Below are 13,433 nucleotides of genomic sequence, written 5' to 3'. Positions count from 1 at the left end.
CGAGCGCTGTGCTTGTTTTTATTCATCCATATTCGTTTCAAAGCGACTCACTTTTTGCTCTAGTAGTTCAGCTACTTCTCGTAGTCGTTCGTTTTGTCTTTGTAGTGCTTCAACCGTGCTGTTTTGTTCTGTTGCTGCGGCGGCAATTTCTTGTGTGATTGCGACACTTTGCTCTGAGATCGCAGCAATTTCTTGAATCGAAGCAAGCGTTTTGTCAGATGACTTTGAAATGTCTTGTGCGCTTGCAAAGATATTTTCAGAACGATCTTTTAATTTTTCAACTGACGTAAAAATGGCTTTAAATAGCTTGCCATTCTCTTCAATAATTTCCACGCCTTTTATAATATCTTCTAAGTCTTGATGATTTAACTCTAGTACTTTGTTCGTTTGTGTATGGATGTCCGTGACTGTCGTTGAAATATCCGCAATCGACGAAGCCGTTTGGTTAGCTAGTTTCTGAATTTCCTGTGCGACAACAGAGAATCCTTTCCCTGCTTCTCCTGCACGTGCCGCTTCAATAGACGCATTCAGTGATAATAGATTCGTTTGTGCCGCGATGTCTCGGATTAAATCAATAATGACGTTAATATGTTCGAGCTTTTCATTCAAATTAAACAAATTATCTTTCGTCGTCATTCCATTATGTTTGATCTTATTAATCTGATCTGCAATGACTACTACTTGCTCAGATCCTGTTTCGGAGAGCTTACTTGTGTCATTTGCAAATTCTTTAATTTGCTTTGTTTGATTGTCCATATTCTCGATGGCTTTTGACATCTCCCCGATCATATGTGCGATCGTTTCCGTATGCTTGGCTCTTTCTTCTGCTCCCGTAGCTTCCCCGCTCGTCCCTACCACGATTTGCTCTGAAGCCTGTGTGAGCTCCTCAAATGAGCCAACTAGATGCTCGCTCGTTTCGTTAATCGTTTTTGTATTTACACGGACATCGTTAATAATATCAGATAGGCTTAGGCGCATATCCTCAAAGCTTGCTGCCAGTTCACCAATTTCATCATTTCGTTTGACCTTCACAGTCTTGCGTAAATTCCCAGAAGCAATGGTTTTCGTAAAGGTCACTAAGCTTCGAATCGGAGTAGAAATTTTCGTTCCAATTACAATTGCTACAATCGTTCCTAAAATCGCTGCTGACATTAAGAAAATAAGCGGATAAATGATAATTCGCTTTTGCAACGTATCAACGAAACTCGCATCCATATCAATTCCAACAATGCTATCCGTACCTTTTACAGGCATGAAGAAAGATTTATGCACGCCCCACTTATCTTTGTAAATCGAGCTTAGTACACTCTTATTCTCTTCATACGCCTTTCGTTGTTCGGGTGTAAAAGGAGATGTCGTCATATAATCGTTGCTTCCGTTTAGCGCAACAATAACATCTTGATTATCTTTCCGGGCTAATACATATATGTACTGAATCCCTTTTCGTCCCTTTAGAAAATCATTTAAATACTGCTCTAACTCTTTTCCATACTCATCAGGTGAGTCGATTGTATTCTGAATTAAGTCATTATCAATACCCTCTGCAAGCGCTGATCCGTTTTCATTAAGACGATTATCAAACTGTGAAAGCACCTGGTTGTTTAAAATACTGTTCATAACTCCAACTAAAAAGACCCCTACCACAATCGAAAAAATTAAAAAGGGGATTAAAAAACTAAAAATAAGCTGTGACTTCAAGGATTTTGTTTTTTTTAATCTGCTCATGAAATTCCCTCTTTATCTATTAATACATTCGCTTGTCTTTGATGAATAAACAATGCTAGATCTAAATTTAAAATGGCTTTATTTTCTTCAAGATTCGCACTCTTAAAAAACACAATCGCAAAGGTGCGATCATCTACAACATTTAGTTCTCGATACTCTAAAATCGTTTGGAACTGCTGTTTGAACTTCTGGTGATCAATATACTCGATGTTTTGGCGTACGATTTCCATTGGAATTTCGGCACAGCTAAAACTATAAATAGAATCATCCATACCTTCACGAATTTCGTTCCAATTCGGGCTCGTTCCCATAAAGTAATGCTTGTACACATTACTTCCATAGGCATACATCCCTAAATCAGTAGTACCTGCGCCTGCAAAACGAAGTGGGTTAATTTCAATCGGAATCACTTTATTCCCCTGCTTTTTCACTTCGAAATGAACGGGATAATTGTGAAGAGGAACAACGCTTTGAAGCTTTTCCATAAACGCAATGGTATCGTCATAGATTTCTTCAATCACTTCTTTCGACGTAAAATATATCCGATCAGATGTATCATACTCATCCTTAAACATGCGTTTAAACATATTTAAAATTACGGGATTCCCGTGCTCATCGTAATATCCGTCAATCGCATATTCCTCGCCTTGAATCCACTCTTCAATAAGTATTTGTTCACCATTAATCACCGTTGAATCGTGCACGTTTTTTGACAACATCAATTCCACGTTCAGTTTCTCAACGGATTCCTCCCACTGATCGGCTGATTTCACTTTATATACCCCTACGCTTGAATAACCCATTGTAGGCTTTAGTACCAAAGGAAATGACAGGTCAACAGGTGAAACTTCAAACAAATCATCCATTTTCACAACGCGATAAAAATAGTCTGGATACATTTTCGATAAAATCGTACGGAGTTGCCCTTTATCCTTCAATAGTTTAGACCACTCGTATGCTTTACTAGATGGCTGATATTTCTTTAAAACGGCTAAACAGCTTTCGGAATTGGTCAGCATTTTGGTTTCGTTCATCTCCGCTGAGAAGAACGATTGTGCATCCTTTCCTTCTTTGACAACGGTTAGATTTAAATCATTAATTGTTTCTGTTAATAATGGAGAAACAATTTTTTCATTCATAATAATCATGAGATACTCCCTTTCTTTTAACACTCATTTACGAAGCTACTTTTGTAGAAAGTAACGAGGTAAAAGACAACGGGACTCAAAGCCAGCAGAAAACCATACGCTTTTTAATAAACGGCTGTTGTTCATTAAAAAGTGCTGTCATCTGCGCACACGATCCAACTTTTCAGAAAGTCCTTTCGGTAACTCGGCTACCATCGTTTTTAAACATTAGGCCCGTAGCTTTGCGTCCCTATTTTTCAATAAGTTTGCCTTTTTCGATTTGATTTTTCTACAATATTTATACGAGGTGTTTCCACCTTTTGTCTTTCCATTTTTGGTTCACAAACACTTTATCGACAGAACTTGGATATTTTCTAGGTTTTTTTCATTAAAAGAATTTTCAGTATAGTTATTAAGACCTACTAAATTCCTAAAATCAAGGTGTTAACGATCATCACATTTAAATGTTATAATAGTTAGAAATATCAAATAATTTTATACATACGAAGAAAGGGAGTTATAAAAATGATTGAACAACTATTTGCTAAGTTAGAGTCTGCTTATCCTGAGATGGTGGACATTCGCCGCTACCTTCATCAACATCCCGAATTATCCTTTCATGAACATAAAACAACTGCTTATATTGCCGCTTTTTACGAAGAGTTAGGCGTAGATATTCGTACAAATGTGGGTGGAAATGGTATTGTCGCTACCATTAAAGGCGCGCACCCTGGTGAAACTGTGGCGCTACGAGCCGATTTTGATGCCCTGCAAATTCATGAAGACAACGATCTTCCTTACAAATCAACGGTCCCTGGCGTTATGCATGCCTGTGGTCATGATGGACATACGGCTACTTTATTGGTACTTGGAAAGGTGTTACATGAGATGCGTGATTCGCTTCATGGAAACGTTGTACTAATTCATCAACATGCTGAAGAGCTCACACCCGGTGGTGCAAAACCGATGATCGAAGACGGTTGTCTAGATGGCGTGGACGTTATTTTCGGTACTCACCTGTGGGCAACGGCACCAACGGGAACTATTCAGTATCGTGTTGGTCCATTTATGGCTGCAGCGGATCGTTTTGAACTAACGATCAAAGGAGCAGGCGGTCACGGTGCACAGCCTCATAAATGTAAAGATTCAATTTTAGTTGCTTCTCAGCTCGTGACGAACCTTCAGCAAATTGTAAGTCGCCACGTAAATCCAATTGATGCGGCGGTTTTATCCATTGGTTCTTTCGTTTCAGATAATGCCTTCAATGTAATCGCTGACCAAGCTGCTCTAAAAGGAACCGTTCGCACCTTCAAAGAAAGCGTTCGTCAAACGATCGCCGAAGATATTGAACGTATTATTAAAGGGGTAACGCTCGCTTCTGACGTCGACTACGATTATACGTTCCACCGCGGGTACCCTCCGGTCGTTAATCACGAGCAGGAAATGCAGTTTGTCGTTGACACAGCGAAAAGCGTAGCCGAGGTAACAACTGTGGAAGAAATTGACCCTGAAATGGGTGCTGAAGACTTTGCATACTACCTTGAAAATGTAAAAGGAGCATTCTTCTTCACGGGAGCAAAAGCACCTGAAACTGAATATGCTTATCCACATCATCACCCAAAATTTGATTTTGATGAAAATGCGATGCTCATTGCGGCAAAGGTTTTAGGAAAAGCAACATGTGAATATTTAAAAAACGAAAAGACGGTGAGTGAAAAAGTAACAAAGTAACCAAAACAAAAATCCCGGCCTCTCATGGTCGGGATTTTTTTGAATTCTAACATATGCTTCTCTATCAATTGGTATATTTATGAACGGCATCCATCCTCTCTTCTTCCTTGGACATACAAAAAGAGCTAGCTACTAGGAGCTAACCCTTAACTAACATCACTACTTTTTCAATAATCGTAATCGATAAACGTTCATCGCCACTTCACCTAGATGATCAAGAAGATTATAATTCGCATAGGCACCGACAGCCGCACCAATCCCTGGCACGAGCTGAAGAAGTTTGACAAGATCAATATAGTCACGATATTCCTGCTGAAACGTTCGCCAATCAATTGTTGCCATTTCTTTTTTATGATGTTCAAAGGTTTCGAGTGTGTTCATAATTTTTTCACGCTCATCGTGACTGCAAAAAGCGAGATGAAAAATATAAAGTAAAAATACCCGCTCTTCTGTGCGCTTAATATCCATCCCGTAAAGGTTCGCGATTTCAAACAAACATTTCATTTTAATGGATAATAGCAGTGGAAAATCTGCAAGCCCCCATACGATGCCACCAGCACCTGTGCCTGCCCCTTCAACGGCCGCTATTTTTTTATACTTATCCATCACCTTCACGACCAGCTCTTCCTTTGCCTCGAAGCTTAAGTCATGAACATCTTTTTGCTTAGTCGTGAAGTTTGAACCCATAACAGTGGCTTCGACCATCTTTTTAATGCTTTCGGTGACGACTTGATGAACTTTAACCGGAATTCGGTTATTAATTTGATCTTGTACTTTTTTAGCCATGCGCTGCGTGATAGAGGCTCGCTTCAGCCATTGATCCTGCCAATTCTCAGCATCCTTTAGTGCGCGCTGTTCATATGAAAGCATCTTTCCCACTCCTTTATGAGATCACTTAAACTGAACTCTTCTTTTTACGTAAGTATTGACGAATACGATGCTAAATAAAACGCCAATCACTAAGGTAATGATTGCAGCTATTACGTTCGTAAATAAAAGAACCAGTGATAAAACAATCGTTTGAAGAAGTAAGATTCCCTTTAATAATTGTAGAAACGATCGAAGACGAACGTCACTACTCACTGGATACAATCTTGTCCACAGCTTTAAATCATACTGTTTCCACATGGTCATAAGCTGAAAGCCTGTGAGATAAACAAATAAAATCGTCACGATAATCTTTCCATATAGAAACGGAATGAACCAACCAAGCGCAATGCCAATGACGCTCAGACGAAGAAACAAGCCTAAATAGTCTCCGGCACGAAGAAAAGAGCGCGTATACAAATAACGATATGAAGCCGATGCAGCAAACGGAATATTTGATAAAAACATATCAAGATATTGCCGTCTTTTTACTCGTTCTTTTACGTGAGGTACATCAGTGAACATATTTGCCATTCGATAGAAAAAGCGCACGCGGCGTTCTTCAAGCTCAATCAGCTGTTCCCACGGCAGTGGCTTTTTCTTTGTTAGCGCTCGGTAATAAGCAGTTAACGCTACAAGCAATACCCCAACCGCCACAATAAACAGCGGATATGCGTTTAATACAAATAAATACACGAACGCCATGTTTAGCAAAAAGCGGACAATGAGATCTACCCATCTACTTGAAGGCTCTTGAAAATAATTACTGCTCCACTGCATGGACATATTTAATGCTTTTATGACCAACAGCAGCACACATAATAAAAGAATTGCGCTAAAGGAATTGCCCGTCATTTTCATATAAAGAGGCGAAAGGACCGCTACGCCGATAATAATGCTATATAGCTGCAAAACAAAGCTCGTTGCAGCCGATTTACGAAAATACGGCTGTAATTTTTCTTCCATTGGCAATAAAAATACCAGGTCTGGTTGTTTAAAAAATGTTGCGATTGGGCTTCTAGTCACAATCAAACCAAGCAACAAAGCAATAATCCACTCTCCGCGGAAGCTGCTTGAAAGCGTAGCGAGCCACTGCTGGTAATAATACGCTCCTCCACCAATAGCGAAAATAAGCACAAACTTTAAGTGATCATTAAGCATATATTTTAAATAGCGCTTCGTTTCGTTGTTATATTCTTTAAATCGTTTGCTCCAAAGTTCGTTTACATTATTCATACGCTTCTTCCTTTGTCAACTCGATGTAAATTTCATCTAACGTGGCGTTGGGAAGATTAAATTCTCGCTGCAAATCACCTAACGTTCCTTTGGCACGCACTTCTCCGTTATGCAAAATAATAAATTTATCACAATAACGCTCGGCCGTTGCCAAAATATGCGTCGACATTAAAATGCCGGCTCCCTGACGCTTCATATCCGTCATCAAGTCTAACAGTGATTGAATCCCTAGTGGATCAAGTCCTAGAAACGGCTCGTCAATAATGTAAAGAGAAGGCTCCACTAAAAAAGCACACATAATCATTACCTTTTGTTTCATTCCTTTGGAAAAATGAGCCGGAAACCATTTTAGCTTTTTATCCATTCGAAATTCTTTCAATAGCTTCGGCAAGCGCTCTTTCATGACGCTACGATCGACGTTGTACGCCATAGCCGTTAAATCCAAATGCTCCTGAAGAGTTAGTTCATCATATAAAATCGGCGTTTCTGGAATGTATGTAAATTGTGATCGGTAAGCCGTTGGATCTTGTTGAAATGTTTTTCCGTTAATGGCGATTTGGCCCTTTTTCGGTTCCATTAGCCCAATAATGTGCTTGATGGACGTACTTTTTCCAGCTCCGTTGAGTCCAATTAATCCAACAAGCTCTCCGCCGTTTACTTCAAACGATACATCTTTTAGTACAGGGTTTTTCGTATATCCCCCGGTTAAGTTCGTTACTTGTAATAACTTATTCATATCTGTCTCCTTTTCCACACAACATGTTATACGTATTTTATCATGTCTTCGATGCAAAGTTCATTTCATACATCGACATCGCGTCACATATCGTGAACAATCCATGTTTATCTTAGTGTACTAAAATTTCATTATTTTACCATATATAATCTTTGACTAAAGCGGACATTCTATATAGTGAAGAGGGGATGACAAAACAGTGTTAACGAGCAGTCACTTTTGTTAAACACGTTTGCATCCTTTGATGCAGATACCTTTAATAAAAAGTTTGCCCACGATTGTATTAAGGGGATGGTAATCATGAACGTAGTCATTGAACTGTAGCGTATACAAACTGTAAATCATTTTATAATTAAATGAGGTGTTTGTTAAAGACCAGTATATGCAAATATCGAGGTCCTATTGTTTCAGTATTACGGCATTTAAATATTGCTGTTAAATGAGGTGCTTGTTAAAGACAATTTGTTGATAACACATAACATTTATGAAAGCATGTTAAATTGCAAATGAGGTGTTCCTAAAAGCAACGTTGAGTGTTGACAACTAACTTTTTCTTCCCTTCTTCTTTTCCAAAGCGGGGTGCGTCCTACGATCGCACTCCGCTTTTCTATTTTCTTATCTCTACGACATTATGGTAAAATAAACATAATTTGAATCGTAGAAAGGATGAATATAATGAGTACTCATGATGAAAATTGCATTTTCTGCAAAATTATTAACGGAGACATTCCTGCTTCTAAAGTGTTTGAAAATGAACACGTAATTGCCTTTTTAGATATTAGCCAAGTAACAAAGGGACACACCCTTGTTATTCCTAAAATACATAAACAAGACGTATACGAGCTTACTCCAGAAATGGCGCGTAACGTATTTGAAGTCGTTCCCTCCATTGCTAAAGCCATTAAAAAGACGTATAATCCAATTGGTCTGAACACCCTTAATAACAACGGTGAAAAAGCGGGACAATCTGTCTTCCATTATCATATGCACCTCATTCCTCGCTACGGTGAAGGAGACGGTTTTGGTGCTGTATGGAAAACCAATACAAGCGAGTATACACCTGAGCAATTAAAAGAAATTGCAGATGGTATTGCCGCAAACCTATAATGTATACAAAAGAAGCGCAGCACCTGCGCTTCTTTTTTTATGCCTTCGTGACATTGCTTGTACATACTTTTTTTTAGAAATAAAGTCTTATAAGAGAACTTTATTTTCGATACAGTATAAGTAAGATCGCTTTAAAAAGGAGTCATATATGATGAAAACGATTCAAAAGGTAGAGTCCCCTAAAATTTCAGCAAATCTTGAAAAACTCAATTTCCACGATATGTATTATGAAGAGGACTATCAGCTCATTAACGGCCTTATATCAGATGTTGAACTTAACAACGAGGTGTTCGAACGTGCTATTTTTTCAAAAATTATCTTCAAAAACGTTTCGTTTTTAAATTGTGATTTTCACAAAATTGATTTAACAGACGTGATTTTTGAAAACTGCAACTTATCCAACTCTACGCTAACGGAAGGAATTATTCACCGAGTTGCATTCAAGGACTGCAAGCTTTTGGGCGTTGATTTCTCTAAAGGGAGTTTAGGTAACGTTGTATTTGAAAACTGCGATTTAAAGCTAAGTACGTTCACTGATGCTAGTGTGAAGCAGGTAAATTTTATGACGTCTATGCTCAGAAGCGCAAATTTCTTTGACTGTCTCTTAAAAAAAGTAACGTTCTATCAAAGTGATCTAGACGATGCCGATTTTTCTGAAACGAAGCTAAATGGAATTGACATTAGCACTTGTACGTTTGAACAGCTTCACGTCTCTATTGAGAACTTAAAGGGATGCCAAGTTTCACCTCATCAGGCCATTGGCTTTGCACGGCTTCTTGGACTGCAAATAATCGAATGAACCCCGGCCATATACCCGATATTTTTATGGACCGAAAATAAATTCTAGTTATTTCGAAAATTCCAAAAACATACTTGGAATTTTTTTTTTACGTGGTAGTATAGAGATATTCTTTTTTTACTTTAGGAGGTTCATTTTGCATGCAACGAACGTACAATTTTAATGCCGGTCCATCCGCCCTTCCCCTAGAAGTACTTGAGAAAGCTCAGAAAGAATTTATTAATTACAACGAGACAGGTATGTCTGTGATGGAACTGTCTCACCGAAGCAACGAATTTGAAGGAATTCTGTTAAATGCACAACAAAATCTTCGTGAACTTCTTGATATTCCTGAAAATTACGAAATCCTCTTTCTTCAGGGCGGAGCGAGCCTGCAATTTTCTATGATTCCGATGAACTTTTTAGCAGCCGATCAGACAGCTGGCTACGTTTTAACAGGCAGCTGGTCTGAAAAAGCACTAAAAGAAGCGAAGAAAATGGGAAAAACAGCGGTTATTGCTACTACAGATGAAAATAAGTATCGTTCCATTCCGAAACAAAATGAAATCATTTTACCTAAAGACACCCTTTCCTATCTACATATCACATCAAACAATACGATCTTTGGCACACAGTGGCATCAATATCCAGAACTTGACGGTATTGATTTAATCGCTGATATGTCGAGTGATATTTTAAGTAAAAAGATTGATGTGAGTAAATTTTCCATGATTTACGCCGGTGCACAGAAAAACTTAGGTCCTTCTGGCGTCACGCTTGTTATTTTAAAGAAAGAACTGCTAGACCGTATTCCTGATCAGCTTCCAACAATGCTTGATTACCGTACCCACGTGAAAAGCAACTCCCTGTACAATACGCCACCAACGTTCGGCATTTATATGCTCTCACTCGTACTAGAATGGGTAAAAACACAAGGTGGTCTTGAGGGCATCGAGCAAAAAAACCATGAAAAAGCAGCGTTAATTTATAACCAAATGGACGCTTATCCTGATTTTTATCGACCTCATGCAGAAAAAGAGAGCCGTTCCCTTATGAACATTACGTTCACTCTTCCGTCTGAAGAACTGACACAGGAGTTTTTATCACAAGCAAAAGAAGCTGGCTTTGTCGGGTTAAATGGACACCGCTCAATTGGAGGATGCCGTGCATCAGCGTATAACGCTGTCCCATTAGAAGCGTGTCAGGCGCTTGCTCATTTTATGGAAACGTTCCGAAAACGATTTTTATAATGTTACAAATATCCCCTTCTTTACTTTAAAAGAGGATATGCTATAATACAAATTAACTATTTACGCAATGGGCATAGGAGCACCATTGGTGAATAAAAGAGAGTAGCTTAGAAGAGGAGAGATGAGTTATGAGAGCAAAAGAATTAGTTACATTATCATTGTTAGTAGGGATTGGTGCGGTGCTGCATTCAATTATGCCACCACTACTGTTAGGAATGAAGCCAGACTTGTTATTAACAATGATGTTTGTAGGTATTTTGCTATTTCCTAACGCAAAAAGCGTTTTACTAGTTGGAATTACGACAGGTATTATTTCTGCTTTAACAACAAGCTTCCCTGGGGGCCAAGTAGCAAACGTAATTGAAAAACCAATTACAGCTTTTGTCTTTTTAGCAATGGTAGTAGCTGTACGCAAAATGCGCAACTCTGTTGTAAAGGCTAGCATTCTAACGGCCATTGGTACCATCATTTCTGGTGGACTTTTCCTAGGAACGGCTCTTGCATTCGCAGGACTACCTGGAGGATTTATGGCATTAATTCTTGCAGTGGTATTACCTACTGCGGTTGTAAATGTCATTGTCATGATCGTAATTTATCCAATCGTTACATCAATTGTAAAACGCACAAAAATGGTTACAACAGCAATGTAAAACAAACTAAGGCAAACACCCACGTGTTTGCCTTTCTTTTTTACCCAACGGTATAGTGAATAATGATGGCAACAAGAAGAACAGACACACCGCTTACACCAAAGGTAGACACTCTCTTCTTTAACACGTGCTTTGGAGGAAAAGAAGCACTCTTTTTCATTAAAACAAACGACTGAAATGAACCTAAAACGAGACCAACGCCGAGTACAAATAAAAATAACGTAAATGTATTCATAATACTCTCCCCTACCTTCTTTTCAGTAAAACTGTTTATTCAAAGTCATGAATGGTTACATATATATATAGAAGGAACGTGCTTTTTTCATTAAAATAACTATGAACAGGCCGCTTGGCCACTGAAATACTACTTTATAAACTTTATGCGTAAGTTACATAGATATGTACAAGAGTATACATAGCTAGCGCATATTCAAACTATAATTAGGAGCTGTGATGAGATGAGTAGAGTAAAGTTATTTACAATTGGAATGGTCGCTGGTGGAGTTGCTGGAGCAGTAAGTGCTCTCTTGTCAGCTCCTCGCTCAGGAAAAGAAGCGAGACTTAACATTCAAACGCAAAAAAATGCGGCTGCAACCGTAGCAAAAGACATTAAAAATCAAGCGGTGGATGTCAAAAATTCCGTTGCAACAGCTGTGAAGGAAGGAAATACTATAGTGAAAAATGTTGCAAAAGATGTTTCAAAATCCGTACAAAATTGGCAGAAAGAAATTCAGCCTCATCAGGAATCGATCCAGGAACATATAACGGAAATTGAAAAATCGCTTACATCCCTTGAAAATGAACTTCCTTCACCACAAAAAAGTGAATAAAAACCGTAAAGAAAGAAGATATTTTGTCTTCTTTCTTTTTAATTTAAAAATTTTGTAAATTTATATCTTTATAAATTTTTATTTTATTGGCATAATAGAAGATAACAATATAAAAAAATGAGAGTACAATAAAGCAGGTGAAATGATGAGGAAAAACGATCAAGAATTTAGTTTAAGAGAAGCACTAATTTTCAGCCAAAAGATTACGCAATTAAGTAAAGCCTTATGGAAAACGGTAGAAAAGGATTGGCAAAATTGGATCAAACCATATGACTTGAACATTAATGAGCATCATATTCTGTGGATTGCCTATCACTTAAGAGGTGCGTCAATTTCTGAAATTGCCAAATTTGGCGTGATGCACGTTTCAACAGCATTCAATTTTTCAAAGAAACTTGAAGAACGCGGCCTTCTCAAATTTTCAAAGAAAGAAAGCGACAAACGAAACACCTACATTGAACTAACACCGCCTGGCGAAGAAATTTTGCTCGCCTTAATGGAAAGCTATGATCCAAAAGAGAACGCTATCTTCAGCGGCGCCCTTCCATTGAAATCTTTATACGGAAAATTTCCAGAATTTATTGAATTAATGTCAATTATCAGAAAAATATACGGTGACGATTTCATGAATATTTTTGAAACGTCATTCACCAACATTGAAAATGAATTTGAAGAGCGAGATGGAACACTGATCAAAAAAGACAAACAAGAAACTGAAACAGAAGAAATTACACCTAACCTCTAACCTGAGATGACAGCATAAATAACTCCTTCATCAAATCAGTATACATTCCTTGCTCCCAAAGAGCTTGAATGGTTTGATGCGGGGGTAACTTTATGTTCAACATTCCAACAAAATGTGTAAGAAGCGGCATATAATTCACAAGCCCTTCTTTTTTTTGCTGTACATATCGCTCATAAACCTCTTCACACAACTTATAAATAGCTGCTACCTCTTCCTTTTCCAACTCGTGCTGAATCACCATCTCAAAAAAAGGCTTCTTATGTACGCCATTTGCATCCAATGCCAATTCAATATAATATTCTAAACGCCTAACGCGAGCTTCTAATGGTTCCATCCACTTTCCCTACTCCTTCAATATGTCTACCCTCTATTCTAGCGTATATCCTACGTTTCTTCCAACTTATAACACTCCTAAATTAAAGCTTTCCATTAAGCCATTAAGGGTAATATGCAAGGAGTGGATAAAACTTCTTCACATGTACGCCGACGCTTATGCTTCTCATAATTCCCCTAACAGCCCTTCCGTTGGGGGAACTATGAAAAGTGGATCTAAAAATAGGGATTCATACGCGGGGGAAGGAAGCCTGCAAAGACAGGCGACCGACCCTCATACTTCTCGTATCACCCCAAACATCCCTTTTCATTAGGGGG

General features: G+C 38.4%; 14 protein-coding genes and 1 riboswitch. Of the genes, 7 read left to right on the top strand and 7 right to left on the bottom strand.

Annotated elements, in window-relative coordinates; all coding sequences use genetic code 11:
- Nucleotides 1–18 precede the first annotated feature (18 nt).
- Complete coding sequence (locus tag AMD01_RS00160) at nucleotides 19–1,725, bottom strand: methyl-accepting chemotaxis protein (protein WP_053399369.1); 1,707 nt, start codon at nucleotides 1,723–1,725, stop codon at nucleotides 19–21.
- Nucleotides 1,722–2,864, bottom strand: coding sequence for an ATP-grasp domain-containing protein (locus tag AMD01_RS00155; RefSeq protein WP_245638855.1), 1,143 nt, complete (start codon nucleotides 2,862–2,864; stop codon nucleotides 1,722–1,724). Before AMD01_RS00155 ends, AMD01_RS00160 begins: the two co-directional genes overlap by 4 nt.
- A gap of 184 nt (nucleotides 2,865–3,048) precedes the next feature.
- Nucleotides 3,049–3,133: riboswitch (cyclic di-GMP riboswitch) on the bottom strand.
- 244 nt (nucleotides 3,134–3,377) lie between these two features.
- On the opposite strand from AMD01_RS00155, the gene AMD01_RS00150 reads away from it, so the two are divergent.
- On the top strand, nucleotides 3,378–4,583 hold the full coding sequence (locus AMD01_RS00150; protein WP_053399367.1) for a M20 family metallopeptidase: 1,206 nt from the start codon (nucleotides 3,378–3,380) through the stop codon (nucleotides 4,581–4,583).
- A 159-nt stretch (nucleotides 4,584–4,742) separates the two neighbouring features.
- Here the strand turns inward: AMD01_RS00150 and AMD01_RS00145 are convergent, their stop codons facing one another.
- Genes AMD01_RS00145 through AMD01_RS00135 form a run of 3 tightly spaced genes read right to left on the bottom strand, consistent with a single transcriptional unit; the run spans nucleotide 4,743 to nucleotide 7,422 of the window.
- Complete coding sequence (locus AMD01_RS00145) at nucleotides 4,743–5,453, bottom strand: EcsC family protein (RefSeq protein ID WP_053399366.1); 711 nt, start codon at nucleotides 5,451–5,453, stop codon at nucleotides 4,743–4,745.
- A gap of 21 nt (nucleotides 5,454–5,474) precedes the next feature.
- A complete protein-coding gene (locus tag AMD01_RS00140; protein WP_053399365.1) occupies nucleotides 5,475–6,686 on the bottom strand; it encodes an ABC transporter permease in 1,212 nt (403 codons plus the stop codon).
- A complete protein-coding gene (locus AMD01_RS00135; RefSeq protein WP_053399364.1) occupies nucleotides 6,679–7,422 on the bottom strand; it encodes an ABC transporter ATP-binding protein in 744 nt (247 codons plus the stop codon). The genes AMD01_RS00140 and AMD01_RS00135 overlap by 8 nt, the downstream gene beginning before the upstream one ends.
- Before the next feature lie 675 nt (nucleotides 7,423–8,097).
- Between AMD01_RS00135 and AMD01_RS00130 the strand changes: the two genes are divergently transcribed.
- The 4 genes from AMD01_RS00130 (at nucleotide 8,098) to AMD01_RS00115 (ending at nucleotide 11,207) form a co-directional block, all read left to right on the top strand.
- Nucleotides 8,098–8,529, top strand: a complete 432-nt coding sequence (locus tag AMD01_RS00130) for an HIT family protein (protein WP_245638854.1) — start codon at nucleotides 8,098–8,100, stop codon at nucleotides 8,527–8,529.
- Nucleotides 8,530–8,677: 148 nt separating this feature from the next.
- Complete coding sequence (locus tag AMD01_RS00125) at nucleotides 8,678–9,328, top strand: pentapeptide repeat-containing protein (protein ID WP_245638853.1); 651 nt, start codon at nucleotides 8,678–8,680, stop codon at nucleotides 9,326–9,328.
- Between the two features lie 140 nt (nucleotides 9,329–9,468).
- On the top strand, nucleotides 9,469–10,557 hold the full coding sequence (gene serC, locus AMD01_RS00120) for a 3-phosphoserine/phosphohydroxythreonine transaminase (RefSeq protein ID WP_053399361.1): 1,089 nt from the start codon (nucleotides 9,469–9,471) through the stop codon (nucleotides 10,555–10,557).
- 128 nt (nucleotides 10,558–10,685) lie between these two features.
- Nucleotides 10,686–11,207: a tryptophan transporter gene (locus AMD01_RS00115; protein WP_053399360.1), complete on the top strand. Its 522-nt coding sequence runs from the start codon at nucleotides 10,686–10,688 to the stop codon at nucleotides 11,205–11,207.
- Between the two features lie 40 nt (nucleotides 11,208–11,247).
- Here AMD01_RS00115 and yhzF read toward each other — a convergent pair whose 3' ends face one another.
- A complete protein-coding gene (gene yhzF, locus AMD01_RS00110) occupies nucleotides 11,248–11,442 on the bottom strand; it encodes a membrane protein YhzF (RefSeq protein WP_053399359.1) in 195 nt (64 codons plus the stop codon).
- A 223-nt stretch (nucleotides 11,443–11,665) separates the two neighbouring features.
- Here yhzF and AMD01_RS00105 point away from each other — a divergent pair, with 223 nt between their 5' ends.
- Together AMD01_RS00105 and AMD01_RS00100 are read left to right on the top strand one after the other, a co-directional pair.
- A complete protein-coding gene (locus tag AMD01_RS00105; RefSeq protein ID WP_053399358.1) occupies nucleotides 11,666–12,037 on the top strand; it encodes a YtxH domain-containing protein in 372 nt (123 codons plus the stop codon).
- A 142-nt stretch (nucleotides 12,038–12,179) separates the two neighbouring features.
- Nucleotides 12,180–12,782, top strand: a complete 603-nt coding sequence (locus AMD01_RS00100) for an HTH-type transcriptional regulator Hpr (RefSeq protein ID WP_053399357.1) — start codon at nucleotides 12,180–12,182, stop codon at nucleotides 12,780–12,782.
- Here the strand turns inward: AMD01_RS00100 and AMD01_RS00095 are convergent.
- Nucleotides 12,772–13,116: a DUF1878 family protein gene (locus AMD01_RS00095; protein WP_053399356.1), complete on the bottom strand. Its 345-nt coding sequence runs from the start codon at nucleotides 13,114–13,116 to the stop codon at nucleotides 12,772–12,774. The two genes, AMD01_RS00100 and AMD01_RS00095, sit on opposite strands and share 11 nt — an antisense overlap.
- Nucleotides 13,117–13,433: the final 317 nt, after the last annotated feature.

The organism is Priestia koreensis (genome assembly GCF_001274935.1).
Classification (GTDB): domain Bacteria; phylum Bacillota; class Bacilli; order Bacillales; family Bacillaceae_H; genus Bacillus_AG; species Bacillus_AG koreensis.
The sequence above is the reverse complement of the archived record's forward strand: the minus strand, read 5'-3'. Positions and strand labels throughout refer to the sequence as shown.